Below are 18,900 nucleotides of genomic sequence, written 5' to 3' on the forward strand. Positions count from 1 at the left end.
GTAGTCAAGAGTTATGACATTGGAGTTATAACTCTATGGCATTTATTCAAATATGAGATATATGCCAAGGTTTTATAAAATTGATTAACCATTGAAAATTAACATATTGTCTTGTTGTAATGATAAATGGTACGCGCGCGAATAATAGAGTCAGATAATGGTTTCGAGTCGGTAGAACAGCCAATGTTGGCGTGCTTAAGTGACAACTGTTTGTTCGGGGAGGGTAGAGATTGTGAGCAACTAGAAGGGAATATGGATACAGCTTAGAGCTATCAGCACAAATTTTGCGATTGTTCTGTAATTTACTCTTGTTCAGTAAACAGAAACCTTAAAAACAGGTATGATAGTGCCGTTTTTAATCCTGAACTGGGAAAGTCATGGCAAAGTTAACACTCCAAGAGCAGATGCTTAAAGCTGGCTTGGTAAATGAGAAAAAATTGAAGAAGGCGAAGAAAGGCTCTAAAAAGTCTCGCGTTCAGTCTCGTGAAGCAAAAGCGGCAGCAGAAGAAACTAAACTGGCGCAGCAAGCGAAAGACAAAGAGTTAAACCAACAGTTGAAAGAACAGCAGTTGAGCAAAGAAATTAAAGCTCAAGTGAAGCAACTGATTGAGATGAACAAGATCGAACAGAAGAACGGTGAGATCAAATACAACTTCACCGATGGTACGCTAGTTAAATACCTTTACGTAGAAGAGCTGACTCAAAAGCAACTAAGTAAAGGCATTCTAAGTATTGCTCGTCAAGGCGAGAGCTATGTTGTTATTCCAACAGCAGTAGCGAACAAGATTGCTATGCGCGACGAAGAATCTATCGTTGATACGCAGGCAGGTACCACAGACGAAGTAGACGAAGATGACCCGTACAAAGACTTCGTGATCCCAGATGATCTAATGTGGTAGTCCGTTTTACCTAGCTCCATTTTAATGGCTAGCTAAGTTTACAGGATCTAAGAATGCAGCGAACAATCACTCGATTGGCGCTGCATTTTTTTTGGCGCGAAATGACTTCTGCAAATCTTATCTAACGTTCAGTGTTCTGACATGCCGTAAACAAGGCTATCATTGGCACTTGCATGATCGATAAAATCGGTATTCGCGCGCTGTTCGTGTTGGTCGTAGCCATCGAAGTAACAGTCGCCAATTTCATTGCGCGGGCAAACGTGAATGTGGTCTTTGATGACCAGTTCGGTAGAACAACATGGGCAGTGTTTTACATGTCCAGTGAGTACCGTAGATCGATTTGGTTTCATACATCCTCCTGATAGGCACTGTAATCTGATTGCCTATTTGCACCCTAAGTTACGCAAATTAGTGTGTCGTTATGATTTCATTTTTAAGTCAATGTAAAACGATTCAGAAAGTGAATACTTAGCGGCTAATGCAGATGTACGACTGAGAGAATGTAAGACGAATCAAGCCCAGAGCAGACGCAAAGGGCTTGGAATAACAGCTGAAACTTTCTATGGGCTTATTGCTGCATTGGGGTAAGCGTTAGCTGAGCGCTGTTATAACCCAGTTGCGCTAGAGCCGCAGGGTCGAAGTCAGTCAGAACTTCGATGTCACCTGCGTAGTAAGTTGTGTAAGCGGCAGGAGGTGTCATGGCATTAAATGAATCAATAGAGTGCTCGGTACCGATATTGATCATTCCAGAATATTGTGACTCAGCACTAAACTGGCCTGAAACATAGGTGTAGAAAGGACGGACACTGGCACCTGCGGCGTACTGCATGCTACTTAAGCCATTGGTGTTGATTGCCCAGCTCCAATCCCACCATTTCATCTCTCCAGGAATATAGCGATGGTCCCATTGGTAGCGAATATTGGCTTGCTTTTCGCTGTTGGTGCCCATCGTAAAGGTGTGCGAGACAGTAGGGCGGTTTGTTGGGTGGGAGCTTAGCGCATTGCCGCTATAACGGAGGAAACCTGTGAAGTTCACGTCGTAACTCATGCTCGTTTTGATACGGTACGGGTATGAAATGGTAGAGCGCAAGAACTCAACCTGAAAGGGAAGTACTGAGTTCGCTGGTACAGTGATGATGGCTTGTAGGTCAGTCGGCTCAAAGCGAGAGCCACTGTTGGTATCAGAGAAGCGCTGGCCTTCTTCTAGCACGACTCTTACCTCTGTTTTTCGAACTTGCGGCCAATGAAAGGTTTCATCAATGACGACTGAATCAGCAAGGTCGAAGCGCTGTGTTTTACTCCATTGTGTTGATTGCTTAAAATGAAGGTCAACGACGATTTGTTTCGGCTGATCAGTATTGTTAATAGCATAAGCTGTAAGGGTGTTGACCAGCTCTTGGTTAGTTTCTTCTACCGAGCCGTGCCAAAACGCAGTGTTATCGAGCTCGTAAGAGAAGTTATCGATATTGATGGTTGTCTTCTCATTACAACGCTCACCGGTACAGCTTCCATTGTTATTCCCTTTGATCTCCCAACCATGGTTAAGTTGCTCTATTGCCATATCTTGACCGACGTAACGCCCGTTATTGCCGCTAACCCAAGCGTACCCAAGACTGTGAGCCAAGTAACTTAGCGGCCTGATAAAGTTCGTGTCGTCATTGACTAAAGCTCGTTGAACTTCAAGGTTACTGTTCTCTTGAATAGCTTGTGCTTCGTAGTATGGCAAGCCAGCTTCTGGTGTATTGGGGTAGCACCAGGTTTTGTCGCTTGGTTGACCTGGTTTAATGAGGCCATGATAGCCGGAGCCCATGATCACCCAATCATGCTGAAGGCCAACAATGTCCCAAACATTCATGCGGGATATCAGTGCTGTTTTATGTTCTTGAGCTTCTGTATTGTTGAGAGCGCGATAGTCGAAACGACAGATATCTTCTCCAAGTTTATCTAAGACGATTTGGTCTGAGTATATCTTCGCATGAGCAGTAAAAGAGATTACCGATAGGGCAGTGCTAAATAGAATGGTTCTACTGACGTTAATCATTAATAAGTTCCTAAATGCCATTATTTGGCTATTTTTATTAGAATCGAGTTATTAGATTTTATTGATATTATTTAAAGCCGAGGGTTACTAGCGGGGTGTACTCTGTCATATAAAACAATGCCAAAAATACTGAAATGAATTGAAAATAAATACTTATAATTATCAATTGGTTATGTTGATTGGATTGTTTTTTTATAAAGGATTATTGCGATTGTTTTCAATTAGTTTCAACTATCAAAATATAAGATGGCTGATTGTTGAACGTTTACATTTTCGTAGCCTGCTATTTGGAAAATTGGCTGAGTGATTAGCTAGTAGGAATGGTTGCCGAACGGCAAGAACAGACGTAAATGAGAATGAGAAATGGTGTTGTGATAGGCAGGATCAAAAAATGCAGCCAATAACCTTTCGGTTGTTGCTGCATCTTTGTTTTATATGGCTCTAGTTAACTCAATTGAACGTGTTTAAGCATCACCTGGCTGTTCGCGTTTACTGTTCCAACCCATAAAGTTGTAGATGTTGTAACGAGCAAAGCCTATCTGTTCATGCAAAGCAAAATCTGTGACCGCAAAGTTGTACCATAGTGGCAACCACGAAACTTGAGCTGCCATATAATCGGCTCTTACTGGAATAACATTTAAGCCGAAGTGGTTGAAGTAGAGCTCGCTGCGACGAATATGCAGGCCAGACGAAACTAACACAATGTTATCGAATTTATGATGCTTCATTAGGTCACTAGTGAGCTGTGCATTCTTCCAAGTGTTTACGCTATTTGGCTCTTGAATGATGTCACGTATTGGAACGCCAAGTCTCAGCAATTGTTGTTGATAAACTTCTGCTTCAGTTACACCATTATTTTGTGCATCGCCACCACTGATGATAACTGCGCATGTGGTTTGGGTTTTGGCGCAATCTTTATATTGGCTTGCCGCTTCGCTGATTCTGCCGAAAGAGAAAAAGGCTGGCTCGAACTCTTGCGTGCTTTTAATTAACTGCGTTCCCGCACCCAGAAGAACAATAGCGTTATTGTCAGACCATTGGATATCAGGCTTACTTTCGTAATCGGCTTGTAGGTCGTTCAGTAAGTAACGAGGAATTAAGCCTGAACCAATCAACACAAATGACGATATAAGAACAAGAGATAAAAACAGAGAGGTTTTTCGCCACTCAAGTAAACGTGTAAAGCCTACGAATAGCAGAAGAAGTAATAATATAATAAAGCTCATGAGGATCCTGTTATCGAACTGGTGCCAAGATGATGTGTCATACTGAAGCGGTGCATCATATATCAGTTATGTTAATCATTCATAGATAACTCATTGTATTATTGAACAAATGCACGATTTCTTTCTATCAAGAACAATCATCGATGAGAGCATTCGAAAAAATCGCTTTATTATTGTTCGATAATCCCATTCTAAATATAGGTATATAAATCAAGAAAGTTATTTAAACCTTATTTCGTGTTATTTGATCTATCTGTTCATCGGTTTCCGTTTTTTCAACTCGTTAACTCAGCTTTCATATTCTTAAACTACCAAATCTTCAAGATCTTAAATGATCTAGCTCTCCAGTTTTCAAGTTCTTAAATTATCAAGCTCTCAAAGTAATGCTGAACAAATTTAACGAACACTTGGTGTTTCTTTGCAGGATAAATAACTTGCGGATAGAAAAGATAAATACTGTTGCCTTGTTGCAGGCATTCATCAGGCAGCACTCGCTCTAATTCTCCAAGCTCGACCTCTTTTGCGACGTAATAACTTGCGATACGGATGATGCCACTGCCCGCCATAGCTTGTTGCTTAAGTAAGTGGTTGTCATTACTTGAAAGCCAGCCGGACACATCAATATTTGCCGATTTTAAAGGCCACTCGGTTTGGTGCAGCGTTGCTAAGCATTGATGGTCATTTAAGTCGTTGGCATTGCTGGGGCGGCCAAATTGATCAAGATAGCCGGAAGTCGCGACTAAATCATGCTGATAGCTAATCAAGTGTTTCGCCACCATGTTGTCAGGTGGCGTATTGGTGGCGCGAAACGCGATATCGATATCATCTTGGTTGAGATTAAAGTTGGTGTAGCTACTGTTTATCTCGAAGCGGATCTCAGGGTATTGTTGCCTAAACTGTTGGCAGATATCGAATAGATATACCTCAGTAAACATCTTTGGCGCAGTGAGGCGTAATAGACCTTTTACGATGTCATGTTGCTCCGAAACGCTGCGTTCAAGCTGTAAGACTTGCGAGCGAATCGTTAAGCCTTGTTGTAACGCGCGGTCGCCTTCTTGGGTTAAACGAACACTGCGTGTGGTTCTGACCAAAAGCGGGCACTGTAAGTCGTTCTCTAAACGTTTGATCTGCTCAGAAAGGTAGCTCTTAGAGATACCGAGCTTTTCGGCTGCCTTGGTAAAGTTGAGTTGCTGAGCAAGTTCTACAAACAGGATCAGTCGTTCTATTCTTTTGTGTTCGTTCATTTGCGCGTTCCTACCTATCTATTGTTCGTCATATCAAACAATCATTTCGTAACTAGCATATTCTGTTTTTTAAAAAGAACAATATGATAGAGGCATATTTCTGGTCAGCAAATCTTCTAAGCGAGAATCGATATGACGAACAGCATTGAATCTACAAACAAAACGAATGAGAAAAAGAGTATCCCGTTATCAAATTATTTGCCGAATGTCGGCCAAGTTGCCTATGGCTGCATGGGGTTAGGTGGTGGCTGGAATGATAATCTAGTGACAAGTGCGGATGTTGCTCAAACACGAAGCGTAATCGACACAGCATTAGAATCGGGTATTAATTTATTCGACCATGCGGACATCTATACCTTCAGCAAAGCCGAGCAAGCCTTTGGTCAAGCATTACAACAAGCGCCTGTATTGCGTGAACAGATGTTCATTCAATCTAAGTGTGGGATTCGTTTTGAAGGTGAGGGCAATGTTGGTCGTTATGATTTCTCGGCTGATTGGGTAAGCCAATCGGTAGACGGTATTCTCAACCGATTGAATACTGAAAAACTCGATGTGCTGCTATTACATCGTCCTGATCCTCTGATGGAACTTGATGAGCTGGCAAGAGTGTTAGAGCACTTAAATGCGCAAGGTAAGGTCGATTTCTTTGGTGTGTCGAACATGAACAGCCACCAAATTCAGTACCTGCAATCTGCACTTGGGCAGCCCATTGTCGCGAATCAAGTTGAGATGAGCTTAGCCAAACTGGATTGGTTGAATGATGGGGTGATGATTAACTCGCAAGGGCACCATCAATCAGACTTCGCCGCAGGCACGCTAGAGCATTGCCAAATGAATAACATCCAACTACAAGCTTGGGGCTGTTTGGCACAAGGTCGATTTGCTGAGCAAGGTTTGTATTCAGAACATGAAAACGTGAAAAAGACGGCGCACTACGTGGCTCAGTTAGCGAACCAATATGGGGTAGAAAGTGAAGCGATTGTGTTGGCATTTTTGCTTCGTCACCCTGCTCGTATCCAACCTGTTATTGGCACCACAAACCTAGAGCGAATCAAAGCTTCATCAGTAGCGACTCAGATAAGTCTGTCTCGTGAAGAGTGGTACAACTTATACGTGTACTCACGTGGTCAAGCACTGCCATAAGGAATGAACATGTTGAATCAAAAGATCGCACAACAGTTGGTGTCTAGCGCACTCGATATTGCTGAGCATCATCAACAAGCAATTGCGGTGAGCGTGTGTGATACGCACGGAGAGTTATTGGCGTTTATTCGCATGGATAATGTGAGCGTACAAGCAGGGTTGTTAGCACAGAACAAAGCTTATACGTCTGCAAGAGACAGGCAGCCAAGTGGTAACTTAGGTTTTTGGGCGAGAGAAACTGGTAAAAACTTAAGTTACTGGACCGACTCAAAGATCACTGGCTTTAAAGGCGGTATTCCCATTGAGATAAAGGGGCGGGTGATTGGCGCAATTGGCATCAGCGGATTGAGTGAAGATGACGATGAATCGCTCGCCGAAAAAGTGATCCAACGAGTGCTCTAAGCGCTGTTGCTTGTGAAGTAACTGAAGCTAGAAACGACAAATAATAAAAAACCGATGCATGTGCATCGGTTTTTTTGTTTAAAGAGACTCAAGTTAATGAATCCATTAAGCGTTCGCTTGTTCTAGATCCTGTTGCTTGTCTTTCTTACCCAATAGGCGACTTGTGATCGTACCCGCTGTCATTGCACCAGATACGTTAAGCGCTGTACGTGCCATATCGATAAGTGGTTCGATAGAGATAAGCAGTGCTGCAATCGTTACTGGAAGCCCCATAGCGGGTAGCACGATAAGTGCCGCGAATGTTGCACCGCCACCCACACCCGCGATACCGAATGAGCTCACTGTAATGATAGCAATTAGAGACAGAATGAAGTTGATGTCCATTGGGTCGATACCAACCGTAGGCGCAACCATGACTGCTAGCATTGCAGGGTAGATACCCGCACAACCATTCTGACCAATCGTCGCACCGAAAGTAGCAGATAGGTTAGCAATCGCTGGTGGCACATTTAGCTTAGTGATTTGAGCTTCAACGTTCAGTGGAATCGTTGCAGCAGAACTACGTGAAGTGAAAGCGAACGTTAGGACCGGCCAGATTTTTTGGAAGTACTCTTTCGGGTTTACACCAACAAAAGAGACCAACACACCGTGGACAACAAACATCAGGATGATTGCGACGTAAGAAGCAACGATGAAACCCAGTAAGCTTAGGATGTCAGAAGCACTTGATGTTGCTACAACTTTCGCCATTAACGCAGCGATGCCGTATGGCGTGAGTGCCATAATCATCTTAACTAAGCGCATAACGATAGATTGCGCAGCGTCAACGAAAGTACGGATCGGTGATTCTAGCTCTTCTTTCTCAGCCATTACTTTACGAGCAGCAATACCTGTTAGAACGCCGAAGATAACAACCGCAATGATAGACGTAGAGCGAGCGCCCGTTAGATCTGCAAACGGGTTGGTCGGAATGAAACTAACCAGCATTTGTGGAATGGTTAGGTCTGAAACACTTCCCATGCGGCTTTCTAGTGTTGCAATACGAGCTGTTTCGCGCGCGCCCTCTGTTAAGCCTTCAGCAGAAAGGCCGAATGCTTGAGCCACTGCAATACCAACAATCGCAGAGATCGCTGTTGTTGCGAGTAATACTGAAATAGTGATACCAGAAATCTTGCCCAGTGAACCGCCTTTTTCAAGCTTCACTACAGCCGCAATCATTGAAACCAAGACTAATGGCATGATTACCATTTTAAGCAATCCAACGTAACCACGACCAACGATGTTTACCCAGTCTAGCGTCTCTTTGATGATGGGATTGCCTTCACCAAATAGCAGCTGTAGACCAAGACCAAATGCGCTACCAAATACTAAACCGAGTAAAACGAGGCGAGAAAGTGTGTTTTCTTTTTTCTGCTGTCCGTAGAGAAAAAAGAGGATACCAGTGAATACCGCTAAGGCAGCGATAGCTGAAAATGACATTTGTTTTCCTTATGAATTTCTTTAAATCGATAGGGCGCTTAGATATATGGGCGCGAATACTGTTAGATACAGTAGCGACCTGTAACAAAACGTAAAATAAGGAAAAGTAATTTATTAGAACGATTAGTAATATTCACTCAATAGGATGGGTGGATATTCAACATTGTGATGAATAGGTGAGCTTTTTAGCGATATTTTGCCAATAAATTGAGCATGTCACTTGACGAGTAAATTTCGATATTTTGGAAATTATTTTCGAATAACCGGAACAATATTGCTTTGGCTACGTCTTCTGACTGAATAGGGCGCAGGTTTTTGAACTTACCAAGCATAAATGGAGACAGCAGAGGAAAGACACTTTGCAGGAGTTTTTCATCAGCTCTAGGTTCATCACGCTCACCCACCAGAGGCCCAGGGCGTGCGATGAAAAGCTGCTTGAAGCCAATACGTTTTAAATTTTGTTCCATTTGTCCTTTACAGCGAAGGTAGTGCGAATAGGAATCTGGTGAAGCGCCATAGCTAGAAACGACCGCTACGCGTTGAACCCCAAGAAACTTCATCGACTGTGCGACTTGGCTAACCAGTTCCACATCGATTTTGCGAAGCGCTTCTTTTGATCCTGCCTTTTTCTTAGTCGTACCTAAGCAGATAACGCCAAGATTAGGCGTCGCATTCGTGTCATCCCAACTGGTAACTTGCAGGTCGCTGTGAATGAGTGTGTGGAGCTTGTTGGAATCAAACTGTGAATCTAACGCTCGGCGAGATAGGGCATAGATATGATCAACGGCGGGTTCATCGATGAGCAACTTCATCACATGATGACCAATTAACCCGGTTGCACCAGCCACCACGACCGATGTTTTGTCTCCAGAAATGCTCATTTTAATCCCTTCTTCACTCCACAAGTGCTTGTTTAATATAAACAGTGTTTGAATGTTAAGCGAATAAAAGTTTGTTAAACGAGTACTCAGTCGTGTGTGGAGAGTGACCGGTTTTTGGAAAAGATTTCATTTCGTTTGGTTTGAAACATAATGGCGGTGGTAAAGATAAATGCGGATTGAAACTTAAGTTAGGCGTTAAACATAACAAAGCCCGCTGGGCGACGGGCTTTGTTACTTACTTTACTGCTTTCTAGGTGAAGGATAGTGGGATTTTCCTTATCTTTTTGCTGGTTTTCTTACTTGAATTTGGAATCATTACACCTCCTAAATCGTTGTTCTGTTTTGTCTTTCAATGGATTGTCTTTCTTCATGTAGCGTCAGTGTTGTGGGCATTCACTGTATGGGTACTTATCAATGGAGAGATTAATAAGTAATTTAGATAAAGCATAAACGATGCCAAAATGTAAGTTATTGATAAATCTATCATCAGCTTTGTTGGTGTTTTAGGGGGCGTCAATTTGATTCTCAATTTGAGAAAAAACGGTCAGGAACTGTTTAAATTAAGAACACTCTCTGCGGTTTCTGCTAGTTAGGCATAGATACAGCTTTGCTTAACACGTAAACTGAGTCGTAATTCACATAGACCAAGGACGCGCTATGAACCTCAAGCTTGATACTCTAGCTCCCACTCAGATTTATCACCTGATGACACAAACCGTCGTTCCTCGCCCGATAGCGTGGGCATTGACGGAATCTTCAGAACAAGAGTATAACCTAGCGCCTTTCTCTTATTTCACGCCTGTTTCTAGCAATCCGCCGCTACTGATGTTGTCGGTCGGAAAGAAGCCATCGGGCGAAATCAAAGATACCACCCGTAATGTCCTTGAAACGGGTAAGCTAGTGATTCACATTGCTTCTTCAAGTTCTGCCGAAACCATGACGGCGACAGCAGCCACTCTCGATCATGGTGATTCTGAAGTCACCGCGAATGATATTGAGCTGGTTGAATTTGAGGGCTTTTCTTTACCGAGAGTAAAAGAGTGCGCGGTCGCTTTTGGCTGCACCTTGTACGAAGTAAAAGAAGTTGGAGAGGTGCCACAAAGCCTTATCTTTGCTCAAGTCGAAACCGTGTACATTGCCGAAGACGTGATCGATAAAGAGAGTGAACGTCTTAAGATTGATGCGCTGGCATTGGATCCACTGTCGAGACTTGGTGGTGGTGAATACGCGACGCTTTCTAATGTGTTCTCTGTTGCTCGCCCAAAATAGCCGATCCTAAATTAACGTACCTAGAATAAGCGTTTTTAAAAACTATGTTAGATACCCAATACTCGCAGTACATCCAACACCGTATTGACCAAAAAACCAAGCCACTCGGTGCGCTTGGCTTACTAGAAAAAGTCGCACATCAACTGGCATTGATTCAGAGCCAAGGTAAAGAAGCTGCGGTCGAACACATTGAATTGAACAAGCCAAGTATCATCATTTTTGCTGGCGACCATGGCATTGCTGACGAAGGCGTGAGTATTGCTCCAAGCGCCGTCACACAACAGATGGTGTTGAACTTCTTAAGCGGTGGCGCGGCGATCAATTGCTTCTGTGCGATAAACAACGTCGATATTACAGTCGTGGATACTGGGATTTTGTTGCCTGTTGAATCTGACAGCGACATGTTGATTTCTCAGCGCTTAGGTACGCGAACCAATAACTTTGCCAACGAAGCGGCAATGAGTTTAGAAACGGTTGAACGTGGGATTGAACTGGGAACAGAGCTTGTATCTAGAACCATTTCGAATGGCACGAATATCATAATGTTTGGTGAAATGGGAATCGGTAATACCAGCAGCGCATCAGCGATTTTAAGTGCATTATCGAATCGGTCTGCAGTTGAATGTGTTGGCCTAGGCACAGGTATCAATAACGAGCAGTTAGCACGAAAAGTCGCTGTGGTTGAGCAAGGTGTTGCTCGCTGTAAAGGACTCGATCCTAAATCGGTTTTAGCTCAAGTCGGTGGTTACGAAATAGTGCAAATGGTCGGTGCTTTCCTTGGCGCTTATCAAAACAGAACTCCAGTATTGGTCGATGGTTTTATCGTTTCAGTCGCTGCGTATGTCGCGACCTTAATTGAACCGAATTGCCGTGACTACATGATCTTCGCGCATCGCTCTGAAGAGCCGGGGCACAAAATCCTATTAGAACTGCTAGATGCTGAACCGTTGCTTGATCTTGGGCTGAGGTTGGGCGAGGGCACGGGTGCAGCTTTAGCTATGCCAATCATCCGAGCGGCAGCGGAGTTCTATAACAATATGGCGAGCTTCGAAAGTGCAGGAGTCACGGTTTAATGAGTGACGCACCAGAAAGATCGTTGAAAGATAGTATCACATACCAATGGGAACTTTTTTCGTTGGCGATGGGCTTCTTTTCTCGTTTGCCAATGCCGAAGGATACGCCTTATTCAACAGAGCGAATGAATCGTTCTGGTCGCTACTTTCCAACGGTTGGTTTGTTACTTGGTGTGTTGTGTGGCGGTGTGTTCTTGCTACTTGATGCCATATTGCCGAGTGCGGTGGCGATCTTTTTAATGATGAGTTTTAGCTTGATGCTCACTGGTGCTTTTCATGAAGACGGCTTAACCGATATGGCGGATGGTATTGGCGGCGGCATGACCTTAGAACGCCGTTTGACCATTATGAAAGACAGCCGAATTGGTACATATGGTGCGTCTGCGCTGATCATGGCTTTGCTGGGCAAGTGGGTTTTATTGAATGAACTCATAAGCATGACCGGACTGTTTATGGTCATCGTCACGAGTTATACCTTTAGCCGGGCGATTGCGGCTTCCCTTATCTACGACATGCCTTATGTCAGCGATTTGGACACCAGTAAAAGCAAGCCTTTAGCCAATAAACAAACCAAGGGCGAGCTTGTCTTTCTGTTGCTTGTTGGCGTTCTGCCTAGTCTATGGTTTGGTCTTGAGTTCGCTTTGATTTTATCTATCGTCGCCTATTTGTTCAGAACAGGTTTTAAAAAGTGGTTAATGGCTCGAATTGGCGGCTTTACTGGCGACTGCTTGGGTGCGGCTCAACAGTTGATGGAACTATTGATTTACGTTGCTTTCGTTGCTGCTTTTTATAATGGCCTTATGTAACGCATTCAGGACTTCAGGGACAACACATGACAACCAATAATCAAGCGTATCAGAGTCATCGCCATCTTGTTTTAGGCGGCGCTCGCTCGGGCAAGTCGAGTTATGCAGAACAACAAGCATTATGTGCGCTTGAAGCATGTTCAAATGGACGTTTGCATTACATTGCGACCGCCACTTATCTAGACGACGAAATGCGTGAGCGTATCGCCCATCATAAAGACCGTCGCGGTGAGCAATGGATTGAATATGAAGTGCCCGTCGAATTAGCCACGAAACTGCAGTCGTTTAACCAAGATGATGTGGTGCTGATTGATTGCCTAACACTCTGGTTGAACAACATCATATTTGAACTGGGTGAGGATGCGACTAATGAGCAAGTCGAAGCTTTGGTTGAAGCCTTGGTCAAAAGCGTAGAGCAAAGCCCTGCAAACATTATCATGGTGTCTAACGAAGTCGGTTTGGGCGTGGTTCCATTGGGTAAAGTGTCGCGCTTGTTTGTAGACAATGCAGGGCGAATGAACCAAGCATTGGCTCGCGTTGTCGAACGAGTTACGTTGATAGCCGCAGGATTGCCACTGCACTTAAAACCATCTAATCATTCGCTTTATACTCAAATCTAGGTCGCACACATGGTCAATGGAACAACCAAAAATATCTATTTGCTGAGGCATGGCAAGGTTGAAGGGAAAGCTGCACTGAATGGTTTATCTGACGTGTTGGTGAATCCAGAACTTCAACAACAAATATGTGAAGCCTTGGTGCAACACGGTGTGGCTTTTGATGGTGTGGTTACCTCGCCATTAAGACGCTGCAGCGACCTAGCAACCCTTTATTCAGAACGCGTGTCGGTACCTTTGTCAGTTGCACCAGAATTTCAAGAAATGAACTTTGGTGAAGTGGACGGCATCGCATTTGATGAACTTGAAGATAAGTGGGCGATGCTAGACACCTTTTGGCAAGACCCTGCAAATCATCAACTGACTGGTGCGGAAAGTTTACAGAGCTTCCACGACAGAGTAACTCAAGCTTGGTCGCAACTTTTGAATAACCCAAGTGACAATTTATTGCTGGTTACTCATGGTGGCGTTATTCGAATGTTATTGGCGCATTGCCTTGATATTGATTGGAAAAATCCGAGCTTGTACTCGAAGTTATCGATAGAGAATGCATCGATAACCCATATTCAAGTCACTCAGTTTGCGCAGAGCTTTATCAGCGTCAAAGCGATAGGCCTGCCTGTTCTCTGAGTGTTCAAAAACACAGTTTTAAGAATTAACATCTAATTAGATCTGTAAATTGAAGAAGTATTAGAAGTATAAAGCGGTGTCTATAACCGCTGTACCAGATAGGCACTACTACCTACGTGAAAGGAATTTAGTCATGACAACACCGAGTTGGGATCTAAGCATTGCTTATCGCGATCTTGATGATGCAAAAATTGAACAAGACATTGAACTGATTCAACAGTGTATTGAACTGTTGTACCTGCATGTTGAAAAGCGTCACATCATTCTGGCAATGCAAAACGCAATCCAGACCTCAGAAGCGGCAGGCACGCTACTGAGCACAATTAACACCTTTGCTAACTGTCACGCTTCGGTAGACGCGACTCATACAGAAGCAAAAGCGCTGCTTGGCCGTGTCGCTAAGCTGAACTCTGAAATGTCTCAAGCGTTCAGCCCTTATGAAGACACGCTGATTCACGCTGAACCAGAGTTTATTGATGCGGTTTTAGAACACGAGAGTGCCGATGTTGCAGGCCAACGCTTCGCGATTGAAAGCTCACGTAAGTTATCAAGCAGCCGTCTCAGTGTGGCTGAAGAACAGCTTTTAGCAGCAATGAAAGTGGATGGCCGCGACGCATGGGGGCGTTTATACGACAACCTAACGGGTTCTTTGAAACTGTCGCTAAAGCTAGACGGCGAAGACGAAGCTTTAGGCTTTTCACAAGCCGCGAGTTTGTTGTATGGCAGTGAATTCGACAAACAAGAACCGGCATGGCGCGCGGTTCAAGGCGCAATGAAGACGCATCAAGAGTCTTTTGCTTCGATCCTAAATGCATTGGCGGGTTGGCGACTGACTGAAAACAAAAAGCGCTCGAAGATTAGCGATGTGCATTTCCTTGATCCAAGCCTACACGGCAGCCGCATTGTGCCTGAAACGCTAGACACAATGATGTCGGTTGCGAAGGCTAATCGCGCAGTAGGCCAGAAAGCGGGTCTGTTGATGGCTAGAGTTCACGGCTTAGATGAAATGAAACCTTGGAATCATTTAGCAGCCATGCCACCACTTGGTGACGCTGAATCTAAGGTTTATCCATTTGATGAAGCGATCGAAGTGATTAAAACCGCCTTCGCTGAAGTAAATCCAGAGATGGCTGATTTCGTCGCATTAATGGTTGAGAATGGTTGGATTGATGCCGCACCAGCAGCCAACAAACGTTTAGGCGCTTACTGCACTAAGTTTGCTGCGACACGTACACCGCTTGTGTTTATGACGTGGAGTGGCAGCCGCTCTGACCTAATGACATTGGCACACGAGCTAGGCCACGCGTTCCACAACTGGGTGATGAAAGACATGCCGTTGTGTCAAACACGCTACCCAATGACGCTAGCAGAAACCGCTTCGATCTTTGCTGAAAACATCGTTCGTGACCATCTATTGAAGCAAGCACAAACACGTAATGAGAAACTTGAAATGCTGTGGGAAGAGCTTTCTTCTTCTTTGGCATTAATGGTGAACATTCCCGTTCGTTTTGAGTTTGAGAAAGCCTTCTACGAGCAGCGTGAAAAAGGTGAGCTAACGGCTCAGCAGCTGTGTGACCTGATGGAAACGACTTGGAAAGAGTGGTACGGCGATGCAATGACAGAAGCCGACCCTTACTTCTGGGCAAGCAAGTTGCACTTCAGCATCTCTCAAGTGAGCTTCTACAACTACCCATACCTGTTCGGCTACCTATTCAGTAAAGGTGTTTACGCTCAGCGCGATGCGAAAGGTGAGCAATTCTACGGCGATTACGTTTCGTTGCTTCGTGATACGGGCAGCATGATGGCGGAAGAAGTCGTTCAAAAGCACTTAGGAATGGACTTGACTCAAGCTGATTTTTGGCAACAAAGCATCGACATGGTCAAAGTTCAAATCGATGAATTTGAAAGATTGCTCGATCAGGAAGATTAATTGATCTCAATCTGTTCATGGCAGGTAAGAGCTGTGTTAGCTTACGTGGCTCTTATCTTGCTGAGATAACCTGAGACAGCCAAAAGTTGCTTTAAATAGAGAAAGTTATTTGGAACAGATGTCGGTTAGTAAAGCCAGCAGGTAATATAAAAATATATGGGTAGTATTTGTGAGTGATAACGGAGTTTCTATTGATAAGTGCGATCCTAGCAACACAATTTCCATGTACAATTTATTAACATACGGCCGTGCAATTAAGGAGTAACGCATGACGAAGACCCTCTTTCGCCAATCATTTCTTTTTGACAGCCTAGATCTTGAGCAAGAAGTGGTTGCAGGACAGACCGTACTGAGTAACGGTGTTCAAATTAAGCTTCATCAACGCGGTGTATTGGAAGTGATTCCCGCGGAGTATAATTCTGAAACCAAGAACATCATCTTTTCAACAGGTGTTCATGGCGACGAAACTTCACCAATGGAGCTGATTGATAAGCTCATTGAGGATATTGAAACAGGCTTCCAAGTAGTGACAGCAAGATGTTTGTTCATCATTGCTCACCCAGAAGCAACCAATGCGCATACTCGTTTTCTTGATGTGAATATGAACCGTCTGTTTGATGAAAAACAGCACGAGAGTAATCGAGAAGTGGATATCGCGAAGAACTTGAAGTTCTTGGTTACTGAGTTTTACAAGGAAACGGTACCTGCCACTCGTTGGCACTTAGATCTGCACTGCGCAATCCGTTTATCTAAGCATTACTCGTTCGCGGTGAGCCCTAAGGTTCGCCACGAAGTACGTAATAAAGAGCTTTTCGATTTCATCAACAGTGCCCACGTTGAAGCTGTGTTGCTGTCGAATGCACCAACGAGCACCTTCAGTTGGTACAGCGCTGAAAACTTTGAAGCGCAAGCACTGACAATGGAATTGGGTCAGGTCGCAAAAATTGGTGAGAACCAACTTGATAAGCTCACTGCTTTTGATTTGGCAATGCGTAACTTGATTGCTGAAGCTGAGCCTGAGCATCTGCCTAAGCGAACTATCATGTATCGTGTGAGCCGCACTATTGTTCGTTTGCACGATGACTTTGATTTCATGTTCTCTGATTCTGTAGAGAACTTTACCGCGTTCAAGCACGGTGAAGTATTTGGTCATGATGGTGATAAGCCATTGATGGCGAAGAATGAAAACGAAGCCGTGGTATTCCCGAATCGAAACGTGGCTATCGGTCAACGAGCGGCCTTAATGGTGTGCGAAGTTGAAACGCGATTCGACCACGGTCAGCTTGTGTACGATTAATACTGAGCTGGGTTAAAGCAACGAAAACAACCGCTCAACTGGTTGAAATATCAAGGTTCACATTACGGTGTGAGCCTTGAGTTTATTTAGGGATACAGGTAAGGTTACGCGAACAATTTCAAAGTAGCTTGATATGGATTTCCAACAACTTCTTCACCAAAAACAGCGCAAATGGACCCGAGCCATTTATCTGATGGCAGCACTGCTTGTCGCGCTGAGTGCGATTTACCTAATGGTTGGCGATCTTTTCATTTCCCCTCTGGGCACCTTGTCCACGTTAGAACAAAAACTACTGATTGATTTACGCTTACCTCGATTATTAGCAGCGATTGCTATCGGGGCAGGTTTGGCTGTATCTGGCGCAAGCTTACAAGTCTTATTGGGTAACGTATTAGCAGAGCCAGGTGTGCTCGGCATTTCTGGTGGCGCAAGCTTGGCGATGGTTATTGTACTGTTCTTCTTGCCGTTTGCTCCTACACCAGAACTGTTCATGATTGCCGCCGTTTTAGGTTCGCTCTGTTTCACCGTGATACTGGTGAGCATGGTAAAAACGATGCGACTTACCACCGCCAAATTACTGCTAGTCGGTGTCGCGTTGGGCATTCTTTCTGGTGCGATGGTGACATGGGCGTTCTATTTTAGTGATGACCTCAGCCTACGCTTATTGATGTATTGGCTGATGGGCAGCTTAGGTGGCGTTACTTGGTATCAACACTCGCTCACTTTAGTGATGATCCCCGTGATTATTTGGTTGTGTTTGCAAGGCAGTAAGCTAGACAAACTGATGATTGGCGAGACTCATGCTGCACAGTTAGGCGTGAACGTTCCGCGATTACGTTGGCGTCTAATCTTCGCTGTGTCTATTTTAGTCGGCTGCGCGGTTGCCTTAGGCGGCGTGATCAGCTTTGTTGGCTTGGTTGTGCCACACTTGTTGCGCTTAGCGATTGGTACTGACAACCGATACCTTCTTCCTTTGTCTGCCGTTGCTGGTGCAGCATTGCTTGTATTTGCTGATATTTGTGCAAGAACTTTACTAGATTCAGCAGAACTACCCTTGGGTGTGATGACCACCAGTATCGGTGCGCCTATCTTCATTTGGATGTTAATTAAAAATCATGATTCAAATTAAGAGCCTGAGCGTCGGCGCTCGTTTACTACCATTATCATTTGAGCTCAAGCAAGGGCAGGTGACTCACGTTATCGGTCCTAATGGCAGTGGCAAAAGTACCTTACTAGAAGCGATATCTGGCGTTGGTGATGGCTACAAAGGCGATATAAAGATCGACGGGCAGGATTTGTCTGAACTGTCTCTACAAGATTTATCATTGTATCGTGCCTATCTTTGTCAAAGTGCAAGACCTGCCTTCAACTTAGAAGTGTTCCAATACCTTGCGTTGTCACTGCCAAGTTCATCACACGGACTTGATATTGAAATCAACGCAGCTTTGGACGAAATCAACCAGATGCTAGACATTGCAGACAAACTTCATCGTTCCATTCAAACCTTGTCTGGTGGTGAATGGCAACGCGTTCGTTTGGCGGGAATGTGCCTGCAAATTTGGCCGACGCTTAATCCTTACGCAAAGCTGCTGATCCTCGATGAACCCGCAGCTCCATTGGATATTGCTCAAGAAGCGTTGCTGTATAAGCTTATCGAACGAGTGGCTGAGAAGGGCATTGCGGTTATTATGGCTAACCACGACCTGAACCGAACCTTAAGACATGCAGACCAAGTGTTGTTGCTCGACAAAGGCGTACTTCAAGCATCAGGTAGTGCAGAACAAGTTCTTACGCCTGAACAGCTAGAGTCTGTGTTTAACACTGAAGTCAAAAGTATCTCAGTCGATAATCAAACTTATCTGTTGTTTGGTTAAGCGGATTATTGGGTTAAAGACGAGTGAGTAAAGGGATAAAATATGTTTAGATATATTCACCGACGAAGAATCAAAAAGGTAATTAAGCT

18 protein-coding genes are annotated in these 18,900 nt (G+C 44.2%); 12 read left to right on the forward strand and 6 right to left on the reverse strand.

Annotation, left to right across the window (positions count from 1 at the left end; all coding sequences use genetic code 11):
* Positions 1-377: 377 nt before the first annotated feature.
* Complete coding sequence (locus AC3CH3_RS06835) at positions 378-899, forward strand: DUF2058 domain-containing protein (protein ID WP_019820462.1); 522 nt, start codon at positions 378-380, stop codon at positions 897-899.
* A gap of 128 nt (positions 900-1,027) precedes the next feature.
* Here the strand turns inward: AC3CH3_RS06835 and AC3CH3_RS06840 are convergent, their stop codons facing one another.
* The 4 genes from AC3CH3_RS06840 to AC3CH3_RS06855 form a co-directional block, all read right to left on the reverse strand.
* The gene (locus AC3CH3_RS06840) at positions 1,028-1,249 is read right to left on the reverse strand and encodes a hypothetical protein (protein ID WP_017059142.1); all 222 of its coding nucleotides are present in this window, start codon (positions 1,247-1,249) and stop codon (positions 1,028-1,030) included.
* Between the two features lie 218 nt (positions 1,250-1,467).
* Positions 1,468-2,940 carry an aerolysin family beta-barrel pore-forming toxin gene (locus tag AC3CH3_RS06845; RefSeq protein ID WP_488538036.1) on the reverse strand — a complete coding sequence of 491 codons (1,473 nt, stop codon included), beginning with the start codon at positions 2,938-2,940 and terminating at the stop codon, positions 1,468-1,470.
* A 464-nt stretch (positions 2,941-3,404) separates the two neighbouring features.
* On the reverse strand, positions 3,405-4,166 hold the full coding sequence (locus AC3CH3_RS06850) for a YdcF family protein (protein ID WP_488538037.1): 762 nt from the start codon (positions 4,164-4,166) through the stop codon (positions 3,405-3,407).
* 359 nt (positions 4,167-4,525) lie between these two features.
* On the reverse strand, positions 4,526-5,410 hold the full coding sequence (locus AC3CH3_RS06855) for a LysR family transcriptional regulator (protein ID WP_428783450.1): 885 nt from the start codon (positions 5,408-5,410) through the stop codon (positions 4,526-4,528).
* A gap of 132 nt (positions 5,411-5,542) precedes the next feature.
* Between AC3CH3_RS06855 and AC3CH3_RS06860 the strand changes: the two genes are divergently transcribed.
* Both AC3CH3_RS06860 and AC3CH3_RS06865 read left to right on the forward strand, forming a co-directional pair.
* Positions 5,543-6,553, forward strand: a complete 1,011-nt coding sequence (locus tag AC3CH3_RS06860) for an aldo/keto reductase (RefSeq protein ID WP_488538038.1) — start codon at positions 5,543-5,545, stop codon at positions 6,551-6,553.
* A 9-nt stretch (positions 6,554-6,562) separates the two neighbouring features.
* Complete coding sequence (locus tag AC3CH3_RS06865; protein ID WP_488538039.1) at positions 6,563-6,955, forward strand: GlcG/HbpS family heme-binding protein; 393 nt, start codon at positions 6,563-6,565, stop codon at positions 6,953-6,955.
* 105 nt (positions 6,956-7,060) lie between these two features.
* Here the strand turns inward: AC3CH3_RS06865 and AC3CH3_RS06870 are convergent, their stop codons facing one another.
* Together AC3CH3_RS06870 and AC3CH3_RS06875 are read right to left on the reverse strand one after the other, a co-directional pair.
* Positions 7,061-8,434, reverse strand: a complete 1,374-nt coding sequence (locus AC3CH3_RS06870) for an L-cystine transporter (RefSeq protein WP_017077997.1) — start codon at positions 8,432-8,434, stop codon at positions 7,061-7,063.
* A gap of 185 nt (positions 8,435-8,619) precedes the next feature.
* Complete coding sequence (locus AC3CH3_RS06875) at positions 8,620-9,315, reverse strand: NAD-dependent epimerase/dehydratase family protein (RefSeq protein ID WP_488538040.1); 696 nt, start codon at positions 9,313-9,315, stop codon at positions 8,620-8,622.
* Positions 9,316-9,972: 657 nt separating this feature from the next.
* Between AC3CH3_RS06875 and AC3CH3_RS06880 the strand changes: the two genes are divergently transcribed.
* The 9 genes from AC3CH3_RS06880 to btuD all read left to right on the forward strand — a co-directional run bounded on the left by AC3CH3_RS06880 (position 9,973) and on the right by btuD (position 18,811).
* On the forward strand, positions 9,973-10,584 hold the full coding sequence (locus AC3CH3_RS06880; protein WP_488538041.1) for a flavin reductase family protein: 612 nt from the start codon (positions 9,973-9,975) through the stop codon (positions 10,582-10,584).
* 44 nt (positions 10,585-10,628) lie between these two features.
* Positions 10,629-11,657 (forward strand): nicotinate-nucleotide--dimethylbenzimidazole phosphoribosyltransferase, encoded by a 1,029-nt coding sequence (cobT, locus tag AC3CH3_RS06885; RefSeq protein WP_488538042.1) that lies wholly within the window; start codon positions 10,629-10,631, stop codon positions 11,655-11,657.
* Positions 11,657-12,463: an adenosylcobinamide-GDP ribazoletransferase gene (locus AC3CH3_RS06890; protein WP_488538043.1), complete on the forward strand. Its 807-nt coding sequence runs from the start codon at positions 11,657-11,659 to the stop codon at positions 12,461-12,463. Before cobT ends, AC3CH3_RS06890 begins: the two co-directional genes overlap by 1 nt.
* Before the next feature lie 26 nt (positions 12,464-12,489).
* Positions 12,490-13,083, forward strand: coding sequence for a bifunctional adenosylcobinamide kinase/adenosylcobinamide-phosphate guanylyltransferase (gene cobU / locus AC3CH3_RS06895; RefSeq protein WP_488538044.1), 594 nt, complete (start codon positions 12,490-12,492; stop codon positions 13,081-13,083).
* 9 nt (positions 13,084-13,092) lie between these two features.
* Positions 13,093-13,710, forward strand: coding sequence for an alpha-ribazole phosphatase family protein (gene cobC, locus AC3CH3_RS06900; protein ID WP_019824079.1), 618 nt, complete (start codon positions 13,093-13,095; stop codon positions 13,708-13,710).
* A 133-nt stretch (positions 13,711-13,843) separates the two neighbouring features.
* Positions 13,844-15,640 (forward strand): M3 family oligoendopeptidase, encoded by a 1,797-nt coding sequence (locus AC3CH3_RS06905; RefSeq protein ID WP_488538045.1) that lies wholly within the window; start codon positions 13,844-13,846, stop codon positions 15,638-15,640.
* Between the two features lie 268 nt (positions 15,641-15,908).
* Positions 15,909-16,937 carry a succinylglutamate desuccinylase gene (locus AC3CH3_RS06910; RefSeq protein ID WP_065205363.1) on the forward strand — a complete coding sequence of 343 codons (1,029 nt, stop codon included), beginning with the start codon at positions 15,909-15,911 and terminating at the stop codon, positions 16,935-16,937.
* A 133-nt stretch (positions 16,938-17,070) separates the two neighbouring features.
* The gene (btuC, locus tag AC3CH3_RS06915) at positions 17,071-18,066 is read left to right on the forward strand and encodes a vitamin B12 ABC transporter permease BtuC (RefSeq protein WP_004734896.1); all 996 of its coding nucleotides are present in this window, start codon (positions 17,071-17,073) and stop codon (positions 18,064-18,066) included.
* A complete protein-coding gene (btuD, locus tag AC3CH3_RS06920) occupies positions 18,053-18,811 on the forward strand; it encodes a vitamin B12 ABC transporter ATP-binding protein BtuD (protein ID WP_488538046.1) in 759 nt (252 codons plus the stop codon). The genes btuC and btuD overlap by 14 nt, the downstream gene beginning before the upstream one ends.
* Positions 18,812-18,900 lie beyond the last annotated feature (89 nt).

The sequence above is a fragment of the Vibrio sp. QJM3NY_35 genome (assembly GCF_057785915.1).

What these genes read in the sequence shown, in the direction of transcription:
- AC3CH3_RS06835 (WP_019820462.1), top strand. Translation starts at nt 378, where the DNA reads ATGGCAAAGTTAACACTCCAAGAGCAGATGCTTAAAGCTGGCTTGGTA.
- AC3CH3_RS06840 (WP_017059142.1), bottom strand. Translation starts at nt 1,249, where the DNA reads ATGAAACCAAATCGATCTACGGTACTCACTGGACATGTAAAACACTGC.
- AC3CH3_RS06845 (WP_488538036.1), bottom strand. Translation starts at nt 2,940, where the DNA reads ATGATTAACGTCAGTAGAACCATTCTATTTAGCACTGCCCTATCGGTA.
- AC3CH3_RS06850 (WP_488538037.1), bottom strand. Translation starts at nt 4,166, where the DNA reads ATGAGCTTTATTATATTATTACTTCTTCTGCTATTCGTAGGCTTTACA.
- AC3CH3_RS06855 (WP_428783450.1), bottom strand. Translation starts at nt 5,410, where the DNA reads ATGAACGAACACAAAAGAATAGAACGACTGATCCTGTTTGTAGAACTT.
- AC3CH3_RS06860 (WP_488538038.1), top strand. Translation starts at nt 5,543, where the DNA reads ATGACGAACAGCATTGAATCTACAAACAAAACGAATGAGAAAAAGAGT.
- AC3CH3_RS06865 (WP_488538039.1), top strand. Translation starts at nt 6,563, where the DNA reads ATGTTGAATCAAAAGATCGCACAACAGTTGGTGTCTAGCGCACTCGAT.
- AC3CH3_RS06870 (WP_017077997.1), bottom strand. Translation starts at nt 8,434, where the DNA reads ATGTCATTTTCAGCTATCGCTGCCTTAGCGGTATTCACTGGTATCCTC.
- AC3CH3_RS06875 (WP_488538040.1), bottom strand. Translation starts at nt 9,315, where the DNA reads ATGAGCATTTCTGGAGACAAAACATCGGTCGTGGTGGCTGGTGCAACC.
- AC3CH3_RS06880 (WP_488538041.1), top strand. Translation starts at nt 9,973, where the DNA reads ATGAACCTCAAGCTTGATACTCTAGCTCCCACTCAGATTTATCACCTG.
- cobT (WP_488538042.1), top strand. Translation starts at nt 10,629, where the DNA reads ATGTTAGATACCCAATACTCGCAGTACATCCAACACCGTATTGACCAA.
- AC3CH3_RS06890 (WP_488538043.1), top strand. Translation starts at nt 11,657, where the DNA reads ATGAGTGACGCACCAGAAAGATCGTTGAAAGATAGTATCACATACCAA.
- cobU (WP_488538044.1), top strand. Translation starts at nt 12,490, where the DNA reads ATGACAACCAATAATCAAGCGTATCAGAGTCATCGCCATCTTGTTTTA.
- cobC (WP_019824079.1), top strand. Translation starts at nt 13,093, where the DNA reads ATGGTCAATGGAACAACCAAAAATATCTATTTGCTGAGGCATGGCAAG.
- AC3CH3_RS06905 (WP_488538045.1), top strand. Translation starts at nt 13,844, where the DNA reads ATGACAACACCGAGTTGGGATCTAAGCATTGCTTATCGCGATCTTGAT.
- AC3CH3_RS06910 (WP_065205363.1), top strand. Translation starts at nt 15,909, where the DNA reads ATGACGAAGACCCTCTTTCGCCAATCATTTCTTTTTGACAGCCTAGAT.
- btuC (WP_004734896.1), top strand. Translation starts at nt 17,071, where the DNA reads ATGGATTTCCAACAACTTCTTCACCAAAAACAGCGCAAATGGACCCGA.
- btuD (WP_488538046.1), top strand. Translation starts at nt 18,053, where the DNA reads ATGATTCAAATTAAGAGCCTGAGCGTCGGCGCTCGTTTACTACCATTA.